The 25,957-nt window shown below is 59.4% G+C and carries 23 protein-coding genes; 5 read left to right on the top strand and 18 right to left on the bottom strand.

Annotated features, from left to right (window positions below):
* The coding region (locus Q672_RS32710) for a dienelactone hydrolase family protein (protein WP_022986761.1) at positions 1-780 on the top strand (780 nt) is incomplete at its 5' end.
* Positions 781-1,043: 263 nt separating this feature from the next.
* On the opposite strand, the gene Q672_RS32705 is transcribed toward Q672_RS32710, so the two are convergent.
* Entirely contained in the window at positions 1,044-2,096 is a 1,053-nt protein-coding gene (locus tag Q672_RS32705) for a 3-deoxy-7-phosphoheptulonate synthase (RefSeq protein ID WP_022986759.1), read from the bottom strand.
* A 561-nt stretch (positions 2,097-2,657) separates the two neighbouring features.
* Here Q672_RS32705 and pbpC point away from each other — a divergent pair.
* Positions 2,658-4,991, top strand: coding sequence for a penicillin-binding protein 1C (pbpC, locus tag Q672_RS32700; RefSeq protein ID WP_031227102.1), 2,334 nt, complete (start codon positions 2,658-2,660; stop codon positions 4,989-4,991).
* On the opposite strand, the gene Q672_RS32695 is transcribed toward pbpC, so the two are convergent.
* The 6 genes from Q672_RS32695 to rsxA form a co-directional block, all read right to left on the bottom strand.
* On the bottom strand, positions 4,988-5,701 hold the full coding sequence (locus Q672_RS32695; protein ID WP_022986757.1) for an electron transport complex subunit E: 714 nt from the start codon (positions 5,699-5,701) through the stop codon (positions 4,988-4,990). The genes pbpC and Q672_RS32695 overlap by 4 nt on opposite strands.
* Positions 5,694-6,341 carry an electron transport complex subunit RsxG gene (gene rsxG / locus Q672_RS32690; RefSeq protein ID WP_022986756.1) on the bottom strand — a complete coding sequence of 216 codons (648 nt, stop codon included), beginning with the start codon at positions 6,339-6,341 and terminating at the stop codon, positions 5,694-5,696. The genes Q672_RS32695 and rsxG overlap by 8 nt, the downstream gene beginning before the upstream one ends.
* A complete protein-coding gene (rsxD, locus tag Q672_RS32685) occupies positions 6,338-7,357 on the bottom strand; it encodes an electron transport complex subunit RsxD (protein ID WP_022986755.1) in 1,020 nt (339 codons plus the stop codon). The genes rsxG and rsxD overlap by 4 nt, the downstream gene beginning before the upstream one ends.
* A 95-nt stretch (positions 7,358-7,452) precedes the next feature.
* Positions 7,453-10,335: an electron transport complex subunit RsxC gene (rsxC, locus tag Q672_RS32680; RefSeq protein ID WP_022986754.1), complete on the bottom strand. Its 2,883-nt coding sequence runs from the start codon at positions 10,333-10,335 to the stop codon at positions 7,453-7,455.
* Positions 10,332-10,916 carry an electron transport complex subunit RsxB gene (gene rsxB / locus Q672_RS32675; RefSeq protein ID WP_022986753.1) on the bottom strand — a complete coding sequence of 195 codons (585 nt, stop codon included), beginning with the start codon at positions 10,914-10,916 and terminating at the stop codon, positions 10,332-10,334. The genes rsxC and rsxB overlap by 4 nt, the downstream gene beginning before the upstream one ends.
* Positions 10,913-11,497: an electron transport complex subunit RsxA gene (gene rsxA / locus Q672_RS32670; RefSeq protein WP_022986752.1), complete on the bottom strand. Its 585-nt coding sequence runs from the start codon at positions 11,495-11,497 to the stop codon at positions 10,913-10,915. The genes rsxB and rsxA overlap by 4 nt, the downstream gene beginning before the upstream one ends.
* A 250-nt stretch (positions 11,498-11,747) precedes the next feature.
* On the opposite strand from rsxA, the gene Q672_RS32665 reads away from it, so the two are divergent.
* A complete protein-coding gene (locus Q672_RS32665) occupies positions 11,748-12,875 on the top strand; it encodes an aminotransferase class V-fold PLP-dependent enzyme (RefSeq protein WP_022986751.1) in 1,128 nt (375 codons plus the stop codon).
* A 54-nt stretch (positions 12,876-12,929) separates the two neighbouring features.
* Here the strand turns inward: Q672_RS32665 and umuC are convergent, their stop codons facing one another.
* The 7 genes from umuC to Q672_RS32630 all read right to left on the bottom strand — a co-directional run bounded on the left by umuC (position 12,930) and on the right by Q672_RS32630 (position 20,794).
* Positions 12,930-14,195, bottom strand: coding sequence for a translesion error-prone DNA polymerase V subunit UmuC (gene umuC / locus Q672_RS32660; protein WP_022986750.1), 1,266 nt, complete (start codon positions 14,193-14,195; stop codon positions 12,930-12,932).
* A 1-nt stretch (position 14,196) separates the two neighbouring features.
* Positions 14,197-14,628, bottom strand: a complete 432-nt coding sequence (gene umuD / locus Q672_RS32655) for a translesion error-prone DNA polymerase V autoproteolytic subunit (protein ID WP_022986749.1) — start codon at positions 14,626-14,628, stop codon at positions 14,197-14,199.
* A 101-nt stretch (positions 14,629-14,729) separates the two neighbouring features.
* Positions 14,730-15,023, bottom strand: a complete 294-nt coding sequence (locus Q672_RS32650; RefSeq protein WP_031227098.1) for a hypothetical protein — start codon at positions 15,021-15,023, stop codon at positions 14,730-14,732.
* A gap of 137 nt (positions 15,024-15,160) precedes the next feature.
* Positions 15,161-17,407: an ATP-binding protein gene (locus Q672_RS32645; protein ID WP_022986747.1), complete on the bottom strand. Its 2,247-nt coding sequence runs from the start codon at positions 17,405-17,407 to the stop codon at positions 15,161-15,163.
* Between the two features lie 47 nt (positions 17,408-17,454).
* On the bottom strand, positions 17,455-18,915 hold the full coding sequence (locus Q672_RS32640) for a DUF3336 domain-containing protein (protein ID WP_022986746.1): 1,461 nt from the start codon (positions 18,913-18,915) through the stop codon (positions 17,455-17,457).
* A 152-nt stretch (positions 18,916-19,067) separates the two neighbouring features.
* Positions 19,068-20,093, bottom strand: coding sequence for an AraC family transcriptional regulator (locus Q672_RS32635; RefSeq protein ID WP_022986745.1), 1,026 nt, complete (start codon positions 20,091-20,093; stop codon positions 19,068-19,070).
* 8 nt (positions 20,094-20,101) lie between these two features.
* Positions 20,102-20,794: an SIMPL domain-containing protein gene (locus Q672_RS32630; RefSeq protein WP_022986744.1), complete on the bottom strand. Its 693-nt coding sequence runs from the start codon at positions 20,792-20,794 to the stop codon at positions 20,102-20,104.
* Positions 20,795-20,975: 181 nt separating this feature from the next.
* Here Q672_RS32630 and apbC point away from each other — a divergent pair, with 181 nt between their 5' ends.
* Both apbC and dcd read left to right on the top strand, forming a co-directional pair.
* Positions 20,976-22,061 carry an iron-sulfur cluster carrier protein ApbC gene (apbC, locus tag Q672_RS32625; protein ID WP_022986743.1) on the top strand — a complete coding sequence of 362 codons (1,086 nt, stop codon included), beginning with the start codon at positions 20,976-20,978 and terminating at the stop codon, positions 22,059-22,061.
* Between the two features lie 120 nt (positions 22,062-22,181).
* Positions 22,182-22,751 carry a dCTP deaminase gene (gene dcd / locus Q672_RS32620; protein ID WP_031227096.1) on the top strand — a complete coding sequence of 190 codons (570 nt, stop codon included), beginning with the start codon at positions 22,182-22,184 and terminating at the stop codon, positions 22,749-22,751.
* On the opposite strand, the gene Q672_RS32615 is transcribed toward dcd, so the two are convergent.
* Genes Q672_RS32615 through purM form a run of 4 tightly spaced genes read right to left on the bottom strand, consistent with a single transcriptional unit; the run spans position 22,732 to position 25,860 of the window.
* Positions 22,732-23,472, bottom strand: coding sequence for a DUF3108 domain-containing protein (locus tag Q672_RS32615; RefSeq protein WP_022986740.1), 741 nt, complete (start codon positions 23,470-23,472; stop codon positions 22,732-22,734). The two genes, dcd and Q672_RS32615, sit on opposite strands and share 20 nt — an antisense overlap.
* Positions 23,473-23,474: 2 nt before the next feature.
* Complete coding sequence (locus Q672_RS32610) at positions 23,475-24,200, bottom strand: DUF3108 domain-containing protein (protein ID WP_031227094.1); 726 nt, start codon at positions 24,198-24,200, stop codon at positions 23,475-23,477.
* Entirely contained in the window at positions 24,160-24,813 is a 654-nt protein-coding gene (purN, locus tag Q672_RS32605; RefSeq protein WP_031227092.1) for a phosphoribosylglycinamide formyltransferase, read from the bottom strand. The genes Q672_RS32610 and purN overlap by 41 nt, the downstream gene beginning before the upstream one ends.
* Before the next feature lie 3 nt (positions 24,814-24,816).
* Positions 24,817-25,860: a phosphoribosylformylglycinamidine cyclo-ligase gene (gene purM, locus Q672_RS32600; RefSeq protein ID WP_022986737.1), complete on the bottom strand. Its 1,044-nt coding sequence runs from the start codon at positions 25,858-25,860 to the stop codon at positions 24,817-24,819.
* Positions 25,861-25,957 lie beyond the last annotated feature (97 nt).

Below are 25,957 nucleotides of genomic sequence, written 5' to 3'. Positions count from 1 at the left end.
GTTCACTGTTCACTGTTCACTCTTCATGGCGATCTCATTATGACAAACCAACCTGTAGGCATTCCCCTCCCCAGTGGTCATACCATGCGTGCGCGCTGGTTGCGGCCGGCGTCGGCGCAGCCGCATAAGGCGGCGGTGATCGCGATTCACGATATTTTTGGTTATACCGATGATATTGAGCGCATTGCGCAGCGGCTGGCCGATAACGGTTATCCGGTGTTGGTGCCGGATTTATATGATTTGCCGGGCAGCAAGGCGTTGTGTGTCGTGAAGACATTGAAGGCCCATGAAACCGGGAAAGGGCCTGCGTTCGAGCAGCTTGAAGCCTGCCGGCTCTGGTTACTGGCGCAGTCGGATGAGCCGGTGGAGCAGGTGGGGGTGATGGGCTTTTGCATGGGCGGTCGTTTTGCTGTGCTGTATGCCAGCCAGGCCCCGGTGCAAGTGGTGGCGCCATTTTATGGCGGGATCCCGAAGAAGGCGGAGTCCCTGCAGGGGATCTGCCCGGCGGTGGGTGGCTGGGGGCGTCAGGATATGCTGTATGGCGATCATGGCGAGCGATTGGCCAGCCATCTTGATCGTCTGGGGGTTCCCCATGATGTGAAGACGTACGACGATGTGGGCCATTCTTTCATGAATGACCACCAGACCTTCACATTCAAGAAACTCGGCCCGCTGCCGCCGCTGCGCTCAAAGTTTGACGCGGGGGCTTCGGAAGATAGCTGGCAGCGGGTGTTGGTTTTCTTCGAAAAGGTGTTTTCAGGGGAGATCGGTTCTCGCTAGAGTCGGAGCAACGTGGTCATGTCGGTTGCCATTCGCACTACGAATTCATCGCCATGCAAGCATGGCGATGAATTACGGATTTCGCTGATTTTTCAGGTATACCACAAAGGCAATGCTGGCGATGACCAGCAGAAAAATCACGAAAGCAGTCAATAGTTCTGACAGGGTCAGGTTGGCCAGCATCCGGGCTCTCCAGGCAGACAGATCAATTCAGAATAGCAGAACCGTGGAAGGTAAGCGCCTGCCACGGTTGCCATTGTGCATTAGATTTCCTGCAACAGGTCACAGGTCTTCTCCCATCCCAGACAGCCGTCGGTAATCGAGACCCCGTACGCTAGCGGTTTGTCCTGCCCCTGGCGCCCATCTTCAAGATGACTTTCCAGCATCACGCCGACGATGTGCTGCCGGGACGGGTCACGCTGCTGTTGACGCTGGGCCAGCAAGTCACGAAGTACATGGGGCTGGCGTAGCGGGTCTTTACCGCTGTTGGCGTGGCTGCAGTCCACGATCAGGCGAGGGTTTTGGCCCTTTGCCTGCAGGGCTGTAACCGCCTGGCGAACACTGTTGGCGTCGTAGTTCGGGCCATCGTGCCCGCCTCGTAATACCAGATGGGTATCCGCATTGCCTGCGGTCTGTATCAGCGCGTTACGGCCATCGTCATCCATACCCAGATGCGTGTGCGGATGACTGGCGGAGCCCATGGCGTCGCAGGCAATGTCGATGCTGCCATCGGTACCGTTCTTGAAGCCCACCGGCATCGCAAGGCCGCTGACCATCTCACGGTGAATCTGCGATTCGGTGGTGCGCGCTCCGATCGCCGCCCAGCTGAGCAGGTCACCCAGGTAATCCGCCGCCATGGGGTGGAGCAGTTCCGTGGCCAGAGGCAGGCCAAGCTTGGCCAGGTCTCGCAGCAGGTGGCGGGCGACGGTCAGGCCGGTGCCGATGTCGTTGCTGCCGTCCAGATGGGGATCGTAGAGCATGCCTTTCCAGCCTACGGTAGTACGGGGTTTTTCCACGTAGGCGCGCATCACGATGAATGCCTTGTCTCGCAATTGCTCAGCCAGTGCGGCCAGCCGGTGACCGTATTCCAGTGCGGATTTCGGATCATGGAGCGAGCACGGGCCGGTGATGATCAACAGGCGATTGTCCTCACCGTTGAGAATATTGCGAACAGTCTGTCGATGGCGATCGATCTGTTCGGCCAGGGCGCGATCCACGGGCAGGCGCTCTCGCAGCAGGGCGGGAGTGGGCAGTGGCAGGCTACGGCGGCTGGCAGTCGTCAGATTCCGGGCTGTGGTGTCGTGAAGCTGTTGCATGGTCGTTCCTTGTATCGGGTGCGCCTGCGGGGCGCTGAAATTCATCGTCGTAATCGCAAAACCGGCGGCTGCCAGTGGCTAAATAGTGTGCTGGACGCTGTCAGGCAATATCGGTACATGGTGTTGCTCCTTGATGATGTTGGCGTTGTTGGCGCCAATAAAAAACCCCGGGCGGGATACCGACCGGGGTTTTTGAGGTTTCGGCAGGCGTCCCTTGCGGGCGCGCCTGGATACGGGATCAGGCGCGCAAGCGGCTAAACCAATACCCAAAATAGAAGGTGCCAGACACAACACGACCCACTACCGCGCGAGCGGTCAGGTGTGAGTTGTGGGAGGTTGGCGCTTTCATCATTTAATCTCTGTCTGTTGCGTTCGATGTGAACGTGCAGTGTCTCAATGATTCAAGACTAGCCCGCAGCTACCGTCGCTGCAAGCGGAAAAGGTCTAGGGAGCTATTCAGAGGCTCCCTGGCAGTTATAGCGAAATGCTATGCCGCTGCAGGCTCGCTTCCGCGCGGCCCTTTGGCTAGTCTTTGTTTTCCTGCTGCGAGCCACCATGTCCATGCCTCATCTCACGAAAAAGACCGCGCTGCGCTGGTTCTCTATTCCGGCTTTGGGGCTCTTGCTACTGGCCGCCTTGCTGCACTACTGGCCACTTCCTGAACGGCTGACCAGTATGCCTTACGCTACCTTGATGCTGGACCGGGAGGGTCGATTGCTCAATGCCCGCATCGCCAGTGATCAGCAATGGCGATTCGTGCCGGTGGCGAAGCTTCCGCCAAAATACCAGCAGGCGCTGTTGAGCTTTGAGGATCAACGGTTTTTCGCCCACCCGGGAATTGACCCGCTGGCGATTGGCCGTGCCCTGTGGCTCAACCTTGAGGCGGGCAGGGTGGTGAGCGGGGGCTCGACCCTGACCATGCAGCTGGCGCGGTTGCTAAGAGAAGACCCGCCCCGCACGCTGCCCGAGAAAGCCCGTGAAGCCTGGCTGGCACTCCAGCTGGAGTGGCACCTGAGCAAGGAGGACGTGCTGGTGCAGTATGCCAGCCGGGCGCCGTTTGGTGGCAACATCGTTGGGTTGCGGGCAGCCTCCTGGCGTTACTTTGGCCGTGAGCCTGCGGCGCTGAGTTGGGCAGAAGCCGCCTTGTTGGCGGTGTTGCCCAATGCGCCTTCCTGGATTCACCCGGGCCGTAATCGTGACCGACTGCGGGCCAAACGGGACCGGTTACTGCAGGCGCTCCATGACAGTGGCGCCATGGCGTTGCGTGACTTGCAACTGGCGCTGCTGGAGCCGCTACCGGCGGCCCCGGCGCCCTTGCCACGGCTGGCCAGCCATTTGATGCAAACCCTCGAGCAGCAACAGCACAGTAAACTGTTGCGGACCACCCTGGATGCGGACCTGCAGCGGCGGGTTCAGTCCCTTGCTGCTCAGCATGGGCAGCGCCTGTCGCGGGAGGGGGTGCACAATGTGGCGGTGGTGGTCATTGATCACCGTGAAGGAGAGACCCGGGCCTATGTGGGCAACACCACCGAGGGGGATCCGCAGGAATACGGTGCCGCTGTAGACATTGCCAGCGCTGCGCGTTCGACCGGCAGCGTACTCAAGCCCTTGTTGTATGGGTTGATGCTGGATGGGGGGCTGCTCCTGCCCGATACCCTGGTCGCAGACCTGCCTACCAATTACGCCGGCTTCAGCCCGGAGAATTACGATCATGCCTACCGCGGTGCAGTGCCGGCACACCAGGCGTTGAGTCAATCGTTGAACATTCCGGCGGTGCGCATGTTGCGGGAATACGGCATTGGCCGTTTCCACAGTGAGTTGCAGCGTATGGGAATGAGCACCCTGTTTCGCCGTGCCGAGGATTACGGGCTGACCCTGATTCTCGGGGGGGCAGAAGGGCGGCTGGATGAATTGACCGGTATTTATGCCCGCCTTATGCGTGCCGCCACCGGCCTTACCCCCGGCACGATTCGTACCCTGCAACAGGACGAGGAAGACAACTCGCCGTTGATGCTGTCCCCCGGGGCGGCATGGTTGACCCAGCAGGCACTGCGAGAGGTGGCTCGTCCGGGCACCGCGCGGCAGTGGCGCCAGTTCAGTTCCAGCCAACCGATCGCCTGGAAAACCGGTACCAGCTACGGGTTGCGGGATGCCTGGGCAATCGGCAGTAATGGCCGCTATACCGTCGGTGTCTGGGCTGGCAATGGCAATGGAGAGCCCGCCCCGTCATTGGGCGGTGCCGCCACGGCGGCTCCTGTGATGCTGGATGTGTTCAGCCTGCTGGGCCCATCGCCCTGGCCTGCAGCTCCCCTGGATGAACTCAATACGGTGCAGGTGTGTGTCGACGACGGCTATCTGGCCGGCGGGCAATGCCAGACCCGCACCGGTTATGCGCCACGGTTGAGTCATTTCCAGTCCGTTACGCCGCATCATTTACGGATTCATCTGGATGCCAACGGGCAGCGAGTGCATGGCAACTGTGAAGCGGTGGCGAACATGCAACACCGGGACTGGTTTGTGTTGCCGCCGGCTCAGGCCTGGTTTTATCAGCGGCAGCACCCTGATTATCGGCCGTTACCGGCATGGCGCGAGGATTGTGTAGCCGGTGCCCTGGCCCTGCAGAGCGAGCCGCCCATGGCCATCGTGTACCCGCATGTGGGGAGTGAGATCTACATTCCCACCGAGCTGGACGGGCGGGCCGGGCGGGCGATTTTCCGTGCCGTGCATCAGCGCAAGGGGGCGAGACTCTACTGGCATCTCGACGCGGAGTTTCTTGGCGAGACACGGCATTTTCATGAGCGGACGATCCTTGCCGAGCCCGGCTGGCATACGCTGACGCTGGTGGATGATCAGGGGTTCCGCCTGCGTCAGCGTATCCGGATTCTGGGGCGTTAGCTGACCTTGCCAGTGGTGCGTACCCGACGGCTCACTTTGGGCTCGTCGCTGGCCTTGGCCTTCTGGATGGCTTTCAGCCGTTTATCGATTACGTTTTTGCCGGCGATGATCAGGCCCAGGCCGAGGAAGGCGCCGGGGGGCAGAATCGCAAGCAGGAAGCCGCCGTAGTTGTCGATCACATTCAGCTGCCAGTGGGCAGCCATGGGGCCGAACAACAGCTGCATGTTGGTAAACAGCGTGCCCTGGCCGACCAGTTCGCGCATGCCACCGAGAATCAGCAGGATCACCAGAAAGCCAAGGCCCATCATGAAACCGTCCACGGCTGACGGCAGGATGCCATTCTTGCTGGCAAAGGCGTCGGCGCGGCCGAGCACAGTACAGTTGGTCACGATCAGTGGAATGAAGATGCCGAGGATTTCATAGAGCTCGAAGGTGTAGGCCTGCATCAGCATTTCGATCACGGTGGTCATAGCCGCGATGATCATCACAAAAGCCGGCAGGCGAACTGCATCGGTGACGTAATGGCGAATCAGGGACACGCACACGTTCGAGCCTACCAGTACCACCAGGGTGGCAAGGCCAAGCCCCAATGCGTTGACCACGGATCCGGTGACGGCGAGCAAGGGGCAGAGTCCAAGAATCTGCACGGTGGCCGGGTTGTTGTTCCACAGCCCGTCCATGCTGATTTTCTTGTAGTTCACATCACTCATCACACACCTCCGCGGCGACGGCTTCGGCATCCGCAGCAAAGAGTTGCTCGCGGTTGGCATCAAAATACTGCAAGGCACGGTATACCGCACCCACGACGGCCCGGGGAGTAATGGTGGCGCCGGTAAAGCTGTCGAATTCGCCGCCATCTTTCTTCACTGCCCAGCCGCTGGCCTGCGGGTTTTCCAGTGAGCGGCCGTTGAAACCATAGATCCAGTCGGATTTTTTGGTTTCGATATTGTCGCCCAGCCCGGGGGTTTCGTTGTGCGGGGGAACCACGCGAACGCCCTGAACCGTCCCGCTGTTATTGATGCCAATGATCACGGCAATATTGCCGCCGTAGCCATCCGGGGCTGTGGCTTCCAGTACGGCGCCGTTGGGCTGGCCATTGAGGCGGGCGCGATAGATATGATGTTCGCTGCGCCCCAGCAGCGGATCACGGCGGGTAACGCGGTCGGCAAGCAGGTCATTGTCGTGCTGGTCGTGGGGCATCACTTCGTTCAGCGAGGTCATCAGCGCCTGCTGACGATTGCACTGCACCTGGTCAATGGTCAGGGCATTGGTGATGGCCAGGGCCGCAGCAGTGCCGATAGCGAACAGGCTCAGGATGACGGCGTTTTTGGTGATGGCATACCGCATCATGAGCCGGTCCCTCTGTTGGGCTTGTTATGGCCGTAGGTACGCGGCTGGGTGTAGTAATCGATAAAGGGGGCGCTGAGGTTGAGTAACAGTACCGAGAAAGCGACCGCGTCCGGATAGCCTCCAAAGCTGCGGATAACCCAGATCAGCACACCGATCAGCAGGGCATACACCAGGCGACCGTTACGGCTGGTGGCGGCACTGACCGGGTCGGTGGCGATGAAGAACGCACCGAGCATGGCGCCGCCAGACAGCATATGGAACAGCGGGTCGGCAAAACGGACCGGATCGATGAGCCATGCCACCAGTGCCGGCGCTGCAAGGCCCGCCAGAAAACCGGCGGGGATATGCCAGGTGATGATCTTGCGGCTGATCAGATACAGCCCGCCCAGCAGGAACGCCAGGTTGACCCATTCCCAGCCTTGCCCGGCCAGTTCGCCGTGCAGGATCGGGTGGCTGGCCAGGGCCGCTTCGTCGCCTGCCCAGGTGCGGAAGGTGTCCAGCGGTGTCGCCCCACTCAAACCATCAACCGGCAACTGACCGGCAAACAGTTGCAGGCTTTGCTGCAGGCTGGGGGCGTCACCGGGGCTGATCCACTGGGTCATGGCCACCGGAAAGGAAATCAGCAAGAGCACATAGCCGACCATGGCCGGGTTGAACGGATTCATGCCCAGGCCGCCATAGAGTTGCTTGGCGACGATAATGGCAAAACTCACGCCCACCAGTGTCAGCCACCAGGGGGCGGTGGGGGGCAGAGCCAGACCCAACAGCACCGCGGTGACCACGGCGCTGTAGTCTTTCAGATAGAACCCGATGCTGCGGCCACGGGCTTTCAGGAACAGGGCTTCGCTGACCAGGGCCACGACCACCGCCCACAGCACATTGATCACCGTGCCCCAACCAAACTGCCATGTCAGTACTGCCAGGCCGGGCAGGGTGGCGTAGATCACCTGGCGCATGAAGGCGCCGGTGTTGTTCTTCACGGAGGCATGGGGCGAGGAGGACGTAATCAGGCTCATGTCGATTCAGGCCTTGCCGTTCAGGTAGGGGGCGACGCGACCGGGCATGGCTGGCGTCGCGCTTGCAGGTTGTAAGGTCGTCAGGGCGGCTTTCATCATTCCACCAGCCCCTGTTCTTCCACGGCTTGTTTCAGTGCCTTTCGGGCAATCTGGGCTTCGGCTTCCAGGGCTTTCAGTTCAGAGTTGAGCGCTTCCAGTGACTCTTCGCTGCTGCTGTCACGCAGGCGCTGCAGTTCGATCGCCTTGTCGGCCAGGGCGCTTTCGGCCCGTGCGGCTTCCAGTTTCAGCGTTTTCAGATCCTTGCCGGTGTGGGCACGAATGTCTGCCTTGGCTTCTTCTACCAGGGCATCCAGCGCATCACGGGCGATGTCGGCCTTGTTCTTGAGTTTGTCCACCCGGCGCTGCATGTCGTTGAGTTCGTCGGCGGTGACGTCCTCCTTGCGCTCGGCCCGTTCAAGGGCGGCGTGGGCTTCCTTGTACTGCTTGTGGGCCATGTTATAGGCGGTTTTGAGGCCTTTGAGACGCTTTTGCCGCTTGGCGGCTTCTTCCGGATCCACGGCGGCCAGCGATTGCGGGGCAGTGGCTTCAGGGATACGCGGTTGGTCGGTGGTGGCCGGTGCCGCCTTGGGGGTGGCAGGTGCGCTTGCCTTGGCCTCGCGCAATTCTGCCTTCCAGTGATCTGCATCGGCTTTCAGCTTGTCGGCTTCGGCACGCAGGGCCGCCGCGTTCTCCGCGCGATTTTCTTCCGCTTCTTTGGCGGCTTTGACCGCGGCCTTGTAGGCAGCAGAGGCTTCACCCACTTTGGCCTTCAGCTCGACGAGCGGATCGGCCGGCGGCGGGGTGGCGGGCGCCGGGGTCGCCGCTGGCGCATTGGCCTTGGCCTCACGCAACTCGGCTTTCAGTGTGTCGGCTTCGGCCTTGAGGGTGTCGGCACTGGCCCGTAGCTCGGCGGCATTGTCATCGCCGTTGGCCTCGGCCTCTTTGGCCGCTTTGACCGCAGCCTTGTAAGCAGACGATGCTTCGCCCACCTTTTGTTTCAGTTCAGCGACGGGGTCGACTTGTGGCGCCGCTGCAGGGGCGGCTGGGGCATTGGCCTTGGCCTCGCGCAACTCGGCTTTCAGTTTGTCGGCTTCGGCCTTGAGGGTGTCGGCACTGGCCCGTAGCTCGGCGGCATTGTCATCGCCGTTGGCTTCCGCCTCTTTGGCGGCTTTGACCGCGTTCTTGTAGGCAGACGAGGCGTCACCCACCTGTTTCTTGAGTGTGGCCACCCGATCCTCTGCCGGTGCGGCGGCAGGGGCGGCGTTTTTGGCGTCACGCACGGCGGCCTTGGCCTTGTCGGCCACGGCTTTCAGGCGCTCGGCTTCGGCCTTCAATTCCGCACTGTTCTCTGCCTCGTTGGCTTCTGCTTCCTTGGCCGCCTTGACTGCCGCTTTGTAGGCCTTGGATGCTTCCAGAGAGGCCTGTTTGAGGGCGGCGGTGTCCACGGCCGGGGCGGCAGCAGTGTCGGTTTTCTTCTTGCGGTTGGCTTCCAGGCGGGCCTGGCGACGGGCTTCCTTCTCGGCCTTCTCGGCGTCGATACGGGCTTGGCGCGCCTCGAAACGTTCCCGGGCCTTGTCCGCTTTCAATTGGTCGGCGGCCTGCTGGCGCACGGCACCCTTGGCGTAGCGGTAGTACTGCACCAGCGGAATGTGGCTGGGGCAGACGTAGGCACAGGCGCCACATTCGATGCAATCCATCAGGTTGTGGTGCTGGGCCTTTTCCAGATCGTCATTCTTGGCATGCCAGTAGAGCTGCTGGGGTAGCAGGTTGGCCGGGCAGACTTCGGCACAGGAACCGCAACGGATACAGGGCTGTTCCTCTGGGGGTTCAGGCAGCTCTTCCGGGGTGGCGGCAATGATGCAGTTGGTGGTTTTGACGACCGGCACGGCCGGGTTATGCAGGGTGAACCCCATCATCGGGCCGCCCATGACCAGCCGTTCGAGTGCATCCGGATTGACGCCGCCATGGCTTAGCAGGTCGCGTACGGGCGTGCCCAGCAGCACCTCGTAGTTACCCGGTCGTGCGACGCCATCGCCGGTCAGGGTGGTGACCCGGCTGATCAGGGGCTGGCCGTCTACCACGGCCCGCTTGATGGCGTGGGCGGTGCCGACGTTCTGGCACACCACTCCCACATGGGCGGGCAGCTGGCCGCTCTGGACTTCCTTGCCGGTCAGCAACTGGATGATCTGCTTCTCGCCACCGGACGGGTATTTGGTCGGCACCACACGGACTTCGATATCGCAGCCCTTGCAGGCCCGCTTGATTGCGGAAATGGCCTCGGGCTTGTTGTCCTCGATCCCAATCAGGGTGCGGCGTGGGTTGAGCAGGTACTGGAGGATGTGGATGCCGGTGATGATCTCGTCGGCATGTTCACGCATCAGTCGGTCATCGGCGGTGATGTACGGCTCGCACTCCACCGCATTGATGATCAGCTCTTCTACTCGCTGATGGTCGCCGAGGTTCACCTTGATGCTGGTGGGGAAACCCGCGCCCCCCATTCCGGCAATACCGGCATGGCGGATGGTGTCGACCAGCTCGCCGGGGCTCAGCTCGGTGTAATCAGTCACGCCACTGTGGGTGACCCATTCATCCTTGCCATCGGTGTCGAGCACCAGGCAGATGGCATCCATGCCAGATGGATGCTGGATCGGGCGGGGGCCAATGGCACTGATGGTGCCGGAAGTCGGCGCATGAATCGCGGCACTAACGGCGCCGCCGGGTTCGGCAATCATTTGCCCCTTGAGGACCCGGTCGCCGGGGGCTACCAATGGCTTGGCCGGTGCCCCGATATGCATGTTCAGTGGCAGCACCAGCTGGGCCGGCAGAGGGCCGGGCGCAATGGGGGTGCTGTTGGACAGGTGCTTCATTTCCGGTGGGTGAATGCCGCCGTGGAAATCAAACACCTTCGGGCTGCGCGAACGGAACAGGGTACGAATCACAGGTTGACCACCTCAATACGGCTGTCCGGGCGCTGACCAATGCCGGCAGGGCGGTGCCAGCCCCAGGTCTGCAGGGTAGGTTTGACCTCTACCATATCAATGCAGTCCACCGGGCAGGGCTCCACGCACAGGTCGCAGCCGGTGCATTCGTCCACCATCACGGTGTGCATCAGCTTGGCAGCGCCGACAATGGCGTCCACCGGGCAGGCCTGGATGCACTTGGTGCAGCCGATACATTCATCCTCGCGGATGTAGGCGACTTTGGGGATGTTGGCGTCTTCGGCGCCTTCATCGTCCAGGGTCAGCTCATCACGGCCAAGCAGGTCAGTGAGGGCATCCACGGTATCCTGACCGCCGGGAGGGCAGCGATTGTGTTCTTCCCCTTCGGCAATGGCCTCGGCATAGGGGCGACAGCCGGGGTGGCCGCACTGGCCGCATTGGGTCTGTGGCAGCAGGTCGTCGATCTGGTCGACAATGGGATCGCCCTCCACCTTGAATTTTTCCGAGGCGAAACCGAGCACCGCTCCGAACACCGCTGCCAGTCCCAGCAGGGCGGCAATCGCAATCAGTACGGCACTCATAGCTTGATCAACCCGGAAAAGCCCATGAAGGCCAGCGACATCAGGCCGGCGGTGATCAGGCCGATGCTGGGACCGCGGAACGCTTCCGGTACATCCGCAACGGCGATGCGCTCACGCATGGCGGCAAACAGGATCAGCACGAGGGAGAATCCCAGCGCGGCGCCAAAGCCGTAGGTCAGTGATGACATGAAAGTGGCATCTTCCTGGCGTACATTCAGCAGGGCGACACCCAGCACGGCGCAGTTGGAGGTAATCAACGGCAGGAACACCCCCAGTACCCGATAGAGCAGGGGGCTGGCTTTCTTGACGAACATTTCAGTGAACTGCACTGCCACGGCGATCACCAGAATAAAGCTGATGGTGCGCAGGTACTCCAGCTCGAACGGCACCAGAATGTAGGCCCAGGTCAGGTAGGCGAGTACGGAGGAGAGGGTGAGCACAAAGGTGGTGGCCAGTGACATGCCCATGGCGGTCTCGATCTTGTTGGAGACACCCATGAACGGACACAGCCCCAGAAACTGCACCAGAACAAAGTTGTTAACCAGCACTGCGCTGATCAGTATCAGGACGTACTCTGCCATGAATTCCCGGCTCGCGAAATAAACACAGTGTTTATGGGGTTTAAGGGGCGCATAGTATGCGTGAGCGCCCTGGCTGGCTCAAGAATGATAATAGCTTAATGGTTTGCTGCGCCCCCCGCATTGACTGCAGACACGGCTTGCCTGTGCATTTTGCCACCAATCACACCCCCAAAGGTTGCGTTGGCAGGGGCAATCCAGTATCCAGAGAGACCACGATAAACGCCGTAGCTACCGCAAGGAGATCCCCCCTGTGACCGACCTGCCCCGTGACTTTGATCGAGACGGCCTGCTGGAATACTCCGTCGTCTTTACGGATCGTTCCCTGAATCACATGTCCCAGCGTTTTCAGCAGGTGATGCGTGATATCTCCAGTAATCTGAAGCAGGTCTACAACGCCCATTGTGTTGCAGTGGTGCCCGGTGGTGGCAGTTTTGGTATGGAAGCGGTGGCACGCCAGTTTGCCACCGACCAGCATTGCCTGGTGATCCGGAACGGGTTTTTCAGTTTCCGTTGGAGCCAGATTTTTGACATGGGCGGAATTCCGTCAAAAGAAACGGTGCTGAAAGCCGCTCCGGTCAGTGACCAGCCCAGGGCGCCGTTTGCGCCCGCCCCGATTGAAACGGTGGTGGCCACCATCAAGGCTGAAAAGCCCGGGCTGGTGTTTGCGCCCCATGTGGAAACGGCCTCCGGGATCATTCTTCCCGATGATTACCTGAAACAGGTTGCCGAGGCGGTGCACAGCGTGGGTGGGCTGTTCGTGCTGGACTGTATTGCATCCGGGGCGATCTGGGTGGATATGAAGGCCATCGGGGTGGATGTGCTGATCAGTGCGCCGCAGAAAGGCTGGAGTGCCTCACCCTGCAGCGCTCTGGTGATGATGAGCGAGGCGGCAGAACAGCGATTACAGGTCACCACATCCACCAGTTTTGCGGCTGACCTGAAAAAGTGGCGAGACATCATGATCGCCTATGAAAAGGGTGGGCATGCCTACCACGCCACCATGCCGACGGATGCCTTGCGCGGGTTCCGCGATGCCATGCTGGAAACCCTGGGTGAGGGCCTCACGGCAGTGAAGGAGCGCCAGTGGAAACTGGGCATGGCCGTGCGCGAGCTGCTGGCAGAGCAGGGCTATGAAAGTGTGGCGGCGCCAGGTTTCGAAGCGCCGGGTGTGGTGGTGTCTTACACCGACAACGATGCCATCAAGAGTGGTGCGGCCTTTGTGCAGCTGGGTTTGCAAACCGCGGGCGGCGTGCCGCTGATGTGTGATGAACCTGCGGATTTCAAGACCTTTCGGGTCGGGCTGTTTGGTCTCGACAAGTTGGGGGACACTGATGCCGCTGTTGCTCGGTTGAAACAGGCCCTGGCTCAGATCAAATGATCCTGCACAGCCTTGGAGCTGTGCTGCCCGGTTTTCTCTGCGCTGCCATACGGTTCATCCGATGGATATCAGGTCCTGCCATCGCGTGGTGTAGGCGGGAGAAAGCCGCTGTCTTTTCATTCCCCACTCAGGCTGATGTGCTTCCATACCCTGGGCCGCCAGCCATACCTTGCCGATCCCTTGCTGATTGATGTTGTCGAGTGTGGCCATGAGGGTGTCGGTTCGCTCGCGGGCAGGAGAGTCGAGCAAGCTCTCCTGCTGGCAACCGGGGGCGGCAATATCGTGTATCAGGATGCCGGCCTTGGCATAGCGGTAGCCGTCTTGCCAGATGCAGTCCAGCAACCTGCGAGCCATGGCCAGCAGGTCCCGGGCATCGGCGGTGAGTGTCGGGAAGTGGCCTGTTGCCTGATTGCTGTAGCGGGCTTCACCGGGGGTAAAGGGGCTGGTCTGGATAAAGAGGCTGAGCTGGGAGGCCAGGCTGTTCTGGCCGCGCAGTTTTTCACCGGCACGCCAGGCGTGGGTGGTGATGGCGTGCTGCATGACGGTCTTGTCGGTCACCCGCTCCCCGAATGAGCGCGAACAGATGATCTGTTGACGTGGCGCCGGGATGCTCTCCAGTGACAGACAGGCATTACCGTTGAGCTCCCGCACGGTACGCGCCAGTACAACACTGAACTGTTTCTGTATCCGTTCAGGTGGGCACCGGGCCAGATCCAGGGCAGTGCGAATCCCTTGTTCCGCAAGACGTTTTCCGAGTCGCCGGCCAACTCCCCAGATGTCGGTTACTGGCACCAACTGCATCAGTTTCTGTTGCCGGGCCCGTTCGTTAAGCACGACCACGCCGCCTGTGGCGGGCCATCGTTTGGCAGCATGGTTGGCCAGTTTGGCCAGGGTCTTGGTGGGGGCAATTCCGACGCAGACGCTCAATCCCTGATGGCGACCAATGGTGTGACGAATCCGTTCGCCGAGCGGTTGCAGTTGTGGCAGGGGGATACCGCTCAGTTCCAGGAAGGCCTCATCAATGGAATACACCTCCACCGCGGGGGCCAGTTGTTCGAGGGTGGCCATGACCCGTGCAGACATGTCTGCGTACAAGGCATAGTTGGATGAAAACACGATGATGCCGTGTTGTTGCACGGCATGGCGAATTTTGAATGCCGGAATGCCCATACGAATGCCGAGGCGTTTGGCTTCTGCGGAGCGAGCGATGACACAGCCATCGTTGTTGGACAGAACCACCACCGGTTTGCCGCGCAGATCCGGGCGGAACAGGGTTTCGCAGGAGGCGTAGAAGTTATTGCAGTCTACCAGGGCGTACATATCACTTGCGCCGGGTCTGGTGGATGACAAATGTGACCACGCCAAAGAGATCGAGTTGGCTGTTGTCATCCAGAATCAGGGAAGGGTAGGCCGGGTTGTGGGCTTTCAGGCAGGGGGAGGGGTGCAGGCACAGCTCCTTGACGGTGAATTCGCCATCCAGGGCTGCGACAACAATATCCCCGTGGCGGGCCTCCAGCGCTCGATCGATGACCAGTATGTCACCGGAGGAAATACTCGCCCCGAGCATGGAGTCGCCACTGGCCCGGGCAAAGAAAGTGGCATTGGGGTGCTCGATGCACAAGGTGTTCAGATCCAGCCGCTGTTCAATATGGTCCTGGGCAGGAGAGGGAAAGCCTGCCGGGATGCGAGAGGCATACAGGGGGCGCTCGAGGGGTGGCATCTCGTGGGCGGGGCAAAGCAGAGTGACAGGCATGGCGGGGCTCCGGATATACTGTTCTTATGGTCAGTATATCCGAAAAAGCCCCGAGCCGAGCAAGGGGGCAGTGATGGGCGAGGATGAGGCCTGCGGTCTGTTTAGACCGGGACGGTGAGATAGCGGCGACCCAGCTCGAACAGGGCACGAATCTCCAGCATTGTGTCGTGGCTGCGTAGGGCGTCACTGGCCATACGGATTAACGGGTAGCGGTGAGCCCACGCGCAACTTTCCACATAATGGCTGCGGGCGCGCTCCGGGGCGAGGGTGTTGATGGCCAGAAAGCGTTCTTGTTCATCGTTGTACAGAACGTAGCCGCGGAACACCGCATGCTGGGGTAGCCCTACTTCATCGAGGAAATCAGGAAGCCAGTTCTCGGTCGTATCTGTATTCATGTTGCCCTCAAGCATATCAAGGCCATCTGCGGATATGACTCTACGATAGGGGAGAAGTTGCACAGGGTCGGTCGGTTTTGGTTGCTGAATTGTCAGCGCTTTGTGACGGGGTTCAGGTTCTTGGTAAACAGGAAGAATCAGGAGCGAGGAGAGAGCTGCTGCAGGCACTGAATCAGGGTATTGCGGCGCAGGGGTTTGTTGAGCACCTGGTCAATGCCTGCGTCTCGAATCAGGCTGGCATCGTTATCCAGCGTATGTGCGGTCAGCGCGATCACCGGGCAAGGGGAGAGTCCCGTTTGCTGTTCAAACTGGCGAATGGCACGGGTGGCACCAAGACCATCCAGGCCCGGCATTTCAACGTCCATGAGAATGACATCAAATTGCCCTTGCTGTTGCTGATAAGCCTCCAGCGCGGTGTGTCCATCGTCGCAGATAGTGGCCTCAGGAAGAGACAGCGAGTTTAGCAAGGCCTGCAGGACGGAGCGATTGACCGGGTTGTCCTCTGCTACGAGGATGCGAAGTGATGGTAAATCCGATGAAGGCGGGGGTTCCGTGGAGCCCGGCTTGGTATGGGGGGGGTGGGCCAACAGTTTGAACAGGGCCGTGCGAGTGACCGGTTCTCGCAGATAGCGACAGGAGGGGGAGTCCATGTCTTCGTGGCCAATCAAAATGGTCCTGTGCTGCCATTCCGGGGCAAGGGTCAGGTCAGCTGTTTTCGGGCTGAGCAGGTCGGCGTCTATCAACGCAATCGCGGAAGACGAAGCACTATCGAGCATGGACAGTGCCGTTCCGCGCAAGGGGCGCCCATTGGCCAGATTGAGCATGCGTGTCAGTGGTTGCAGCAAAGCGTCCTGCTCACTGATCACCAGTAGGGGTTGCCCGTCGAGATCTGGCAAGGCGGGCTGGTTGGGGGTGGCCGCAAGCGGCAGGAACAGGGTGAAGGTACTGCCATGACCGGGTGTGCTATGGACAGACAGCGAGCCCTGCATGATGGTGCTCAGTGATCGGCATACACTCAGGCCCAGCCCTGTGCCGCCGAAGCGGCGTGCGGTGCTTTGGTCTGCCTGGGCAAACGCCTCGAAAATGCTCTCCTGCTGTCGCGGGGTGATGCCAATGCCCGTATCTTCGATTTCAATACGGACCCCGTTGGGGTGGTCCAGTGCGCGGACAATAATGTGTCCGCGCTCAGTGAACTTGATGGCGTTGCTGATCAGGTTCATGAGAATCTGGCGCAAACGCACTTCATCTCCGCGGATGATCTGGTGTTCCTTGAGAAGCAGCTCACAGGCCAGCAACAAGTGCTTCTTTTCGGCGAGTCCGGCGTAGGCGCACAGGGTGTCTTCGATAAGCGTCACCAGATTGAGAGCGCGGTTTTCGAGCTTCAGCTCACCTGCTTCGATCTTTGAGAAATCGAGTATGTCATTGATGATGGCCAGCAGGTTCTCGCTGGATTGCTGCATCAGCTTCAAATAGTGCGCCTGGCGGGGGGTGAGTCGCGAACTCTGTAACAGGTCAAGCAGCCCGATGATGCCGTTGAGAGGCGTGCGGATTTCGTGACTCATGGTGGCCATGAATGTGTTTTTGGCATCGTTGGCGCTTTCAGCCCGAATACGTCGCTCTTCATTATCCAGTCGCAATTCACGTTCTTTCAGAAGCGCCTGGTCTGCGTTCTGCCGAGCCTGAATATCTTCCAGTAATCGCAAGCGCATGGTATCGAGGGCCGCGGCAATGTTATCCAGCTCATCGTTGACCGGCCCGTTCTGGCGCGGGATGGGATGATGCAGGGAAGACAGGGTCAGTTGCCGGGTGGCATCCGCCAGCTTGCCCAGTCGAAGGGTTAACAACTGGCGTAACAGAATGATAATGAGCAAGGCGCTGATGAGGGCTTGTGTGGCCAGAAACGTTACCAGGAAAATGGTTTGCTGGCCGAGTTGTTGATAAAGGCTGTGCTGGGAAATGCCCAACTCCAGTGTACCGAGGGCTTCGACTTCGCCGCTACGGCGCTGATACGTCAACGGAAAGCGATGGCGCTCCTGAGGTGGATGTGAGGTACTGTCACTGGCGCTGAGCATTTTGCTGTTGCCGTTCCAGTCCTGCCAACGGATCACGGCATATTCCACATCAGGCAGGCTGACCAGAGCGTTAAGCTGCACTTTCAGCTGTTCTTCATCAAAATTCCACAGCGACCGAGACAGGCCTGGCAATGTGGTCAGCTCGATTTGGGCGAGATTCTGTGCGAGCCGTTGGGTGCCCTGGTGATATTCACGAATCACAAAAAGCGCAATGCTAATCAGCGTGACCAGTAAACTTACCAGCAGAACAGCGCCCGCCAGCCGCAGGGCCAGTGGGTTTTGTCTGGAAAAAGGTATCAGCAAACCGCGCAAGCACTCTCTCCCTGAAGCGGTTCCGACGCTGCGCGGTGTCAGGCCGGTTACACGGCAGTCATCGGTACTTGATCCAGCATACGCTCTTCAATGCGATCGAGGCGAGCACGACAATCGCGGAAGGTACGGCTGATGGCGGTCGTGTTGGCAACCATATCTACTTTCGGCCAGGTGGCTTTTTCACCTCGGCGAATGAACGTTCGCACGTCTTCCAGGGTTGCGTTGCTCAGCACCTTCAAGGCGTTGAGAGGCTGGCGAGGCGGAATCATGTTGATGTCGCCCATGTATTTCTGACCGACCATGCTTCTGGCCTTGTCGATAATCAGGCCCAGGTCGTTGGAGGCGACCCGCTTCTGCACCACATCCAGTCCATAGCGAACATTCATGGATACGTTTTTGAGTGCCCAGTCGCCGACCATGCGCAGGGTGCTCTCTGCGTGCTCGTTACGTGACAGGAAGGGCACAACGTGAGGATTCGTCTGGCTGACAATGGAGTGGTTCACTCCATACAGGCGTGCCAGTCGCTGGATGGGCAGATCGTCAACGATGGAGCCATCAACAAACTTCCGGCCCGGAATATAGGGAACACGCTCACCGTCGATATTCTTGGCCCACAGGGAAACGGGTGGGTAGATACCGGGGATGGCGCAGGACGCCAGCGACGCCTTGCGAATCAACACATTGGGCGAGGTACGCCAGTTGAGCAAGCGAGCGTGCTGGTTGCGGTCGTAGGGGCTGACAGTGATATTGATCTCGCGGCCGGTGTGGCGGTAGGCCTCCTCGAAGGTCATATCAAAGATGTTTTCTTCAAGGCAGCCTTCCAGATGGTCGCCGTCCAGCACCGGAGTGCCGCGCAGCAGCCCTTTCCAGCCGATGACCTTAAACGCTTCCATATAGATATTTTCCGGCTCGAGTTTGGTTTTCAGTTCGTCATCATTGTGGGTGCCGACCACGGACGCAATGATACTGCCGGCACTGGAGCCAGAAATGACCGAGGGCAGCAAACCTTGCTCCCATAGACAGCGCGCGACCCCGATGTGGAACAGCCCGAGGGCCGCGCCGCCGGACAGCATCAGGCAGCTCTGGCCAAAGGCTTGGCCGGTGGTCTCGAAGAAATCCAGTTTTTCCTTGAGCCCGAATTCCTTGAAGTTGCTGTCGCAAAGGTAATTAAGAGCGGTGGTGACTTCGGTGAGATAGTTGTCGATCAGGCGTTTGGTGCCAACCCGGCTGTGCTGATACAGCTTGGGATTGGAGATGTTCCCCAGGTTGCCATGCAGGCCTTCATGGAGATGGAAGACCAGCTTGTTGACGTCGTTACGCTCCCGGGCCTGGCGGATTTGCCACAACCGGTTACGGATCAGTTCGTAGTCGTAGTGGGGGGAACGGTCAATTTCCTTCCATTCGTCTGCACCGGACAGACGGTCGTGTTCCTGGCTGGCCTCGTACCATTCTTCATAAGTCTGGGCGTGCTCGATGGCGCGCTCCAGCTGCTTGAGTGTGCCCTTCATGCCGGCTCTCTCCGCGATATTTGTTGTCATTGTCTGATGTCAGTATAGCCATGGGGGGCGAAGAGAATGAAGCTTTTGTCAGACAAAAGTCCGATGAAGGGCAAACAGACGTGCGAGTTATGAGTAAATTTGCGTTTTGGCTGTGGTCACTCTCAGTCTTGCAGCTCTTGTTGCCGGTACTGGCCTGGTGTCATGCCGGTGTGGCGTTTGAAGCTGCGTTGAAAAGAGCGAATGTCGGAGTAACCCAGTGCTTCAGCAATTTCTGCCTGGGGTTTACGGGCTTGTCTGAGCTGATGGCGGGCTTCCTGAAGACGAACCTCGTCCAGCAGTTTTTGCCAGCTGTGGCCTTCGTCTGCCAGGTGACGATGCAAGGTGCGCACATTCATGCCGAGACGCTCGGCAATGTTCTCCTTGCGGGGAAGGGTATGGCCAATGGCATCGTGAATACATTGGCGTACCCGGCGTGCCAAACCGGTTTCCACGCCTAGCTTGTCCAGCTGGGCGATGGCGTGAGATTCCAGAGTAGAAAGTAGTAGCGGATCAGGCTGGCGGATCGGCAAATCCAGCAACTGAGCCGGACCGATCAGCGCGGACACCGGTTTATTGAAACAAACTTCGCACTGGAAGATGTCGTGATAGGCCGCTTTGCTGGCATTGTCCGGGGCAGCATGCTCCAGCCAAACCTGATGAGGGGCAAGCTGCTGATTGCCGGTGAGCCAGCGGGCGTAGCACAGCCAGGAGCTGAGGACGTTATCAATCAGGTGCTGGCGGGCGGGCTGGCGTGTGTAACGGCAGTTCCAGCGGATTTGAGCCTGTTCCGGGGTAAGGGCGATATCCGTGGTGCCCATGTCGCCCACCAGCTTTTCATACAGGGTGACCTTGTCCAGCGCTTCGTGCAGGGTGCCGACGCTCATGGCGATATAGCCGATCACATTGTAGGAACCCGGTTGAATGAAGGCTGAGGTGCGCAAGCCAAACAGGGGATCATTGGCTTGCAGGATAAGATGATGAAGCAATGCCTCAAAATCTTCCCCATCGATCCGGGCGTCGGGCTGCGAAAGGGTGTCCCGGGACAATCCAGCAATGGTCATGGCGGCATCAATATCCAGCCCACGGTCTTCTCCGTGCGCCAGATATTGTTGTAGTGCCGCCGCACTGATTTGCCCCAGGTCATTCACGGAGAGGATTACTCCAGTTCGAAAGTGATGCTGACCTGGGCACTGATTTCTGTTTCACCCGGTCGGTAGCTGCCGCCAGCCGCGTCTTCTTTGACACGAGCCATCATCATGACCGGGCGCGGCACCTGTACATTCTGGGCTTCGATGCGAATCGCTTCACCGACACTGCGATCGGCGGCGTCGGCGATCCGTTCAGCGCGACGGCGGGCATCGTCCACAGCTTTTTCCAGCGCGCGATCGGTGTGGATGTCCACATTGCTGATCTCGGTGCCGGCGGGATGCAGGTCTTGCACATTCTGGCTGGCAAGGCCGTCGAGAAGGCGAGTGTAGACGCTCATGCCGCTTACCCGGAAGGTGACATCACGGCTGACCTGATGGCCAAGCAATTTTCGCTCGGGCTGGTATTGCCACTGCGGGCTAATGCGAAGGTCGCTGGCGCGGACCTGTTTTTCGGGAATATCCAGATCGTCTGCCAGTTCCAGCATGTCGCTGACAGCATCATCGACACGATCTTTCAGGGCATCAATGTCGTCCCCTTCCTCACGTGCGGTGGCAGAGACGAGAAAAATGTCGGGCTCTGCATGGGCTTCACCGGTGCCGGTGACACTGATGGTGTCGCGGTCGATTGCCGTCCCCTGGCCGCAAGCCGTCAGGGTAAAAAGGCTGGCGCCCGCCAGCAGAATGAGGGTCATACGTTTCATGATGTCTCCTTGTCCCGCAATGCAAACCGGAAAGTGGGTTGCACCTATTTTGCGCATTTGGTGAAAGATGGCCAGAGGCAAACGCCATCGGTTGTATTGTGATGGGGATATTCCTGGGCACCGTTACTTGGTTGTGACGCGAGTAGCCTCTATCATCGCAGCTCGAAATACGGAGGCCACCATGCATTCAGCCGAGCAACGCATTCGACAGCAACTGGGTCATTTCATTCCCGAGGATCTGGGCGTCAGCCTGGAGAGTATCGGTGCAGTTTCCAACGTGTCGGTGTCGGAATCGCAAGTGAGTGCAGAGGTGGTGCTGGGCTATCCTCTGGAGGGCGTGAAAGCGTCGTTGGAGGCCAAAATTGGAGAGCATTTGGCGGATGCCCTGGAGGGGCGGGCGCTGTCGTTGAGCCTGCGTAGTCAGGTTGTTCCGCACCGGGCACAGAGTAGTCTTCCTGCCCTGGATCAGGTTGCCAATGTGATTGCGGTGGCATCGGGCAAGGGCGGTGTGGGTAAATCCACCACGGCGGTGAATCTGGCCCTGGCGCTGCAGGCAGAAGGGGCCCGCGTGGGTTTGCTGGATGCAGATGTATTTGGTCCGAGTCAGCCGTTGATGCTTGGCAAGCCGGACGGCACGCGCCCTGAGGTGCTGGATGGCAAGGTCTTTGTTCCCGTAGAAGCCTATGGCTTGCAGACCATGTCCATGGGGTATCTGACGACAAAACAGACGCCGGTGGTATGGCGTGGCCCGAAAGCCAGTGGTGCGCTGGTGCAGATGATGGAGCAGACCCGGTGGAAGCAGCTGGATTATCTGCTGGTGGATCTGCCGCCGGGGACCGGTGACATCCAGCTGACCCTGGCACAGAAAATTCCGGTCGCCGGGGCGGTCGTTATCACGACACCGCAGGACATTGCCCTGCTGGATGCGATCAAGGGTGTGGAAATGTTCCGCAAGGTGGACATCCGGGTATTGGGGATTGTGGAGAACATGGCGGTGCATATTTGCTCGCACTGTGGCCATCAGGAGCATGTGTTCGGCCAGGGGGGCGGCCAGCGCATGGCCCAGGATTACGATACCGAGGTGCTGGCAGCGTTGCCGCTTTCACTAAAGATTCGTGAGCAGGCCGACAGCGGTGAACCGGTGGTGGCCGCTTGCCCGGACAGCGAGGAAGCCGGGCTCTATCGCCAGGCAGCCCGACGGATGGCGGCGAGATTGTCGTTGACCGAGGCGGGCAAGCGGGCTTTCCCCAAGATTACCCAGCACTGACGCCGTTACAAAGAAGGCTCATGCCGATGATGGGCTGTCTCTGGCATCCGGCGTTCCGCGTCTATACCATTGAGCGCTTCATCACACTGGCCCCAACCATTTCGGAATCGAGAGGCAGCAATGACTATTAAATCGGATCGCTGGATTACCCGTATGTCCAATGAGCACGGCATGATCGAGCCGTTTCAGTCCGAACAGGTGCGGGCCGATGCCGAAGGCAACAAACTGATTTCCTATGGGGTCTCCAGCTACGGGTACGATGTTCGCTGTGCCGATGAGTTCAAGGTGTTTACCAACATCCACTCAGCCACAGTCGACCCGAAGCACTTTGATGAACGCAGCTTTGTGGACATCAAGGGGGAGTACTGCATTATCCCGCCAAACTCCTTTGCCTTGGCGCGAACGGTGGAATACTTCCGCATTCCGAGGAATGTGCTGACGGTGTGTCTGGGGAAATCCACGTACGCTCGCTGCGGGATTATCGTCAACGTAACGCCGCTGGAACCGGAGTGGGAAGGGCATGTCACCCTGGAGTTTTCCAACACCACCACCTTACCGGCAAAAATTTATGCCAACGAAGGGGTGGCGCAGATGCTGTTCTTCGAATCCGACGAGGTTTGCGAAACCTCTTATGGAGATCGTGGCGGCAAATACCAGGGGCAGCGCGGGGTTACCCTGCCTCGGGCGTAACCGTCTTTGCCGGCTCGGCGGGTGTTTCCGGTTCGCTGTAATCGATCATGATCATGTCGGCTTTCAGGAAGGTGCTTTCGATGTGCCTTGCCTTCACCACCATGTAATCCAGTGACGGCGCAACCCAGAACAGGGTGCGCCGTTTTTTCTTGCTGTCGCCATCACGTTTTTTCTCTACCAACAGGGTGTCCAGTTTACCCAATGGGGTATCGATGGTTTCTTCGTCGATAACCACGAAATGATGGGTGCGAAGCCGGTCACCATACACACTGGTGACGGTATAGTTTCTCTCACCGCTGGCGAAGACACAGCGCCCACGCAGCAAAATGGTTAGCTCGTCGAGGGTGTTGTCGGGGATGTCCAGACTCTCTTGGTCATCTTCCGATTCGTTATGCACCTTGGGAGGGTTCCACTGAAAGTCCATGCGGTGAAACCGGTGCTTGCCGAAGCCTTCGAATTCGTGCAGGTATTTTTGCGTGCGCGGCTGGCAGTCACGCCATTGAAAGAAGCTCTCTTCGGTGTTGGTCAGCATGAAAGATTTGGCTTTCAAAAGCATGTGGTAGTTATCGTTACCATGAGCCGGTTTTAGCACCAGATCCGCTTTCACCGGGGTGGGCAGCTTGTTCACATAAATACGAAATTCTGCCGCGAATGGTGCAAGACTGCCGGCCAGCAGTAATGGGCTGTACGACAGTAGCAGAGCAAGGAGAAAAGCGCGCACGGTTAGAGCCCTTCCAGAGATTGCAGTGTCATGACATGTTCGCCATCGTTGTTTTTCTGCAGCAACTGTACCAGAAGAAAGTTATGGGAAGGTGCAAACCACATGAAGGTTTGTCGTTCACTGTCTTCAGCGCGGATACGTTGAACCTTGACGGTTTTGAGTCGCTTGCCGTCCACGTTCAGAGACTCTTGTCCCACCACCTTGAAATGCTGCTGTTCCAGTTTCTTTTCATCGGCCACGTCAAGGCGGATATCTTGCTTGCCTTCGGCAAGGGCGCACTGCAGTGCCAGGCTGACTGACAGCTCATCGGTGGCGGCATCGGAGATAGGATAGCTCAGCATGTCTTTGCCGGTACGTTCACTGGCAGCAATGCCTGCTTCATGGTCCAGATGAAGCTTTGCTTCCTTGACTCGTCCGAGTCCTTTACGCATGTAGCCGTAATAGCTGCTTTGTGGTGTGCAGGACTGCCAGTTGAACAGGGCGGTTTCGCGAATCTCTCCGAGCCAGTTACGGGCACTGACTTCCATCTTCCAGAGCCCGCCTTGCACTTGATGCAGGCTTCGTGTGGCAGTGATGGAAAAGGGGATGCCTTCGCTTTTGAGCCGGTAGTCCAGGTTGAAAGGTGCAACAGGGGGCTGTGCAAACGCGCTACTAGCGGCCACCAGCAAAGCGGCCGCCAGGATTAGCCTAGGAAGATTGATAACCCTGCGCAGGGAGAGGCTTGCCATCCAGTGTGACTCCATTGTCTGTCAGTACCAGGCGCTGCTGGGCGCGCCATTGCAGCACCATTGGATAAAGCTGGTGCTCACACAGTTGTACCCGTTTTGACAGGGAATCGGCAGTATCGTTCGCATTGATGGTAACGCTGGCCTGGGCAATCAGCGGGCCGCCATCCAATTCTTCCGTGACAAAATGGATGGAGCAGCCGTGGCGCTCATCCCCTGCCTCCAACGCGCGGGCATGAGTGTTGAGGCCGCGGTACTTGGGTAGCAGGGAGGGGTGGATATTGATGAGCCGGCCAGCGTAATAAGCCACGAAGACCGGTGACAGAATGCGCATGAACCCTGCAAGCACAACGGTATCCGGCTGGTAGGGCTCCAGTGCGTCCACCATGGCCTGGTCAAAGGATTCGCGGTCCTCGAACTGGCGATGATCCAGGGTCAAGGTCGGGATGCCGGCCTGTTGGGCTCGCGTCAAGCCTCCGGCATCCGCGCGGTTGGAGAGCACAGCGCAGATGTGGGCTTTCAGTTGCCCGGCCTCAATCGCATCCAGAATGGCCTGCAGGTTGGTGCCGGAGCCGCTGATCAATACCGCCAGGCGGTGAGGCTGGGAGTCAGTCACCAATCAGGATTCCAGGCCGTCCAGTACCACTTCTGGCTTGCCATCGGCGGCGCGGATTTCGCCCATCAGGAAGGCTTTCTCGCCTTCAGCTTCCATGAGCGCAAGGGTGGCATCAACTTGATCGGGGGCTACGGCGATGACCATGCCGACACCGCAGTTGAAGGTGCGATACATCTCAAAGGCGGGAACCTGGCCTTCCTGCTGTAGCCACTGGAAGACAGCCGGGAATTCCCAGCTGCGGGTATCGATCACTGCCTGGGTGTTTTCCGGCATCACGCGGGGCAGGTTTTCCGGCAAGCCGCCGCCGGTAATGTGGGCGAGGGCATGCACGTCAACCTGCTCGAGCAGCTTGAGAAGGGGTTTGACGTAAATGCGGGTGGGGGCCAGCAGGTGCTCGATCAGCGGCTTGCCGTCCAGTTCGATGTCGGTGTCTGACTGCGCCATGATACGGCGGATCAGGGAATATCCGTTGGAGTGGGGGCCGGACGCGGCCAGTGCGATCAACTTGTCGCCGGCCTGCACCTTGCTGCCATCCAGAATGCCGTCTTTTTCCACCACGCCGACACAGAAGCCCGCCAGGTCATAGTCCTCGCCTTCATACATGCCTGGCATTTCTGCCGTTTCGCCGCCGATCAGGGCGCAACCTGCCATTTCGCAACCTTCGCCAATGCCGGTCACCACGCTGGTGGCGGTTTCCACATCCAGCTTGCCGGTGGCGTAGTAATCCAGAAAGAACAGCGGTTCGGCGCCGCCTACGATCAGGTCGTTAACGCACATGGCGACCAGATCGATGCCGACCTTGTCGTGACGGCCGGTATCAATGGCCAGGCGCAGTTTGGTGCCAACGCCGTCAGTGCCGGCAACCAGAACCGGGTTCTTGTAGCGGGAAGGCAGCTCACAGAGGGCGCCAAAACCGCCCAGGCCTCCCAGAACTTCTGGCCGTGTGGTGCGTTTGGCGACAGGGGCAATGCGCTTTACCAGCTCGTTGCCAGCATCAATGTCTACGCCTGCGTCACGGTAAGTCAGCGGCCGTTTGGATTCGGTCATGGGAGGCTCCGGATAGGTGAAGGCGCGTATTTTAAGAGCCTGAGGGCTATCTTTCCACTGCTGTGTTGGGTTGAAAATCCGGTTCGCCTGCACGCAG

Source organism: Alcanivorax sp. P2S70, assembly GCF_000475295.1.
GTDB classification, from domain to species: Bacteria; Pseudomonadota; Gammaproteobacteria; order Pseudomonadales; family Alcanivoracaceae; genus Alcanivorax; species Alcanivorax profundi.
Note: the sequence above shows the minus strand (reverse complement) of the source record. Positions and strands in the feature narration are given on the sequence as shown.

Bases quoted from the DNA above. Each gene is read 5' to 3' on its own strand.
- Q672_RS32640 (WP_022986746.1), bottom strand. From the start codon at position 18,915: ATGAAGGGCACACTCAAGCAGCTGGAGCGCGCCATCGAGCACGCCCAG.
- rsxD (WP_022986755.1), bottom strand. From the start codon at position 7,357: ATGAGCCTGATTACGTCCTCCTCGCCCCATGCCTCCGTGAAGAACAAC.
- Q672_RS32630 (WP_022986744.1), bottom strand. From the start codon at position 20,794: ATGAAACGTATGACCCTCATTCTGCTGGCGGGCGCCAGCCTTTTTACC.
- rsxA (WP_022986752.1), bottom strand. From the start codon at position 11,497: ATGGCAGAGTACGTCCTGATACTGATCAGCGCAGTGCTGGTTAACAAC.
- Q672_RS32695 (WP_022986757.1), bottom strand. From the start codon at position 5,701: ATGAGTGATGTGAACTACAAGAAAATCAGCATGGACGGGCTGTGGAAC.
- Q672_RS32610 (WP_031227094.1), bottom strand. From the start codon at position 24,200: ATGGCAAGCCTCTCCCTGCGCAGGGTTATCAATCTTCCTAGGCTAATC.
- rsxB (WP_022986753.1), bottom strand. From the start codon at position 10,916: ATGAGTGCCGTACTGATTGCGATTGCCGCCCTGCTGGGACTGGCAGCG.
- Q672_RS32650 (WP_031227098.1), bottom strand. From the start codon at position 15,023: ATGAATACAGATACGACCGAGAACTGGCTTCCTGATTTCCTCGATGAA.
- rsxG (WP_022986756.1), bottom strand. From the start codon at position 6,341: ATGATGCGGTATGCCATCACCAAAAACGCCGTCATCCTGAGCCTGTTC.
- umuC (WP_022986750.1), bottom strand. From the start codon at position 14,195: ATGTACGCCCTGGTAGACTGCAATAACTTCTACGCCTCCTGCGAAACC.
- umuD (WP_022986749.1), bottom strand. From the start codon at position 14,628: ATGCCTGTCACTCTGCTTTGCCCCGCCCACGAGATGCCACCCCTCGAG.
- purM (WP_022986737.1), bottom strand. From the start codon at position 25,860: ATGACCGAATCCAAACGGCCGCTGACTTACCGTGACGCAGGCGTAGAC.
- pbpC (WP_031227102.1), top strand. From the start codon at position 2,658: ATGCCTCATCTCACGAAAAAGACCGCGCTGCGCTGGTTCTCTATTCCG.
- dcd (WP_031227096.1), top strand. From the start codon at position 22,182: ATGACTATTAAATCGGATCGCTGGATTACCCGTATGTCCAATGAGCAC.
- Q672_RS32705 (WP_022986759.1), bottom strand. From the start codon at position 2,096: ATGCAACAGCTTCACGACACCACAGCCCGGAATCTGACGACTGCCAGC.
- apbC (WP_022986743.1), top strand. From the start codon at position 20,976: ATGCATTCAGCCGAGCAACGCATTCGACAGCAACTGGGTCATTTCATT.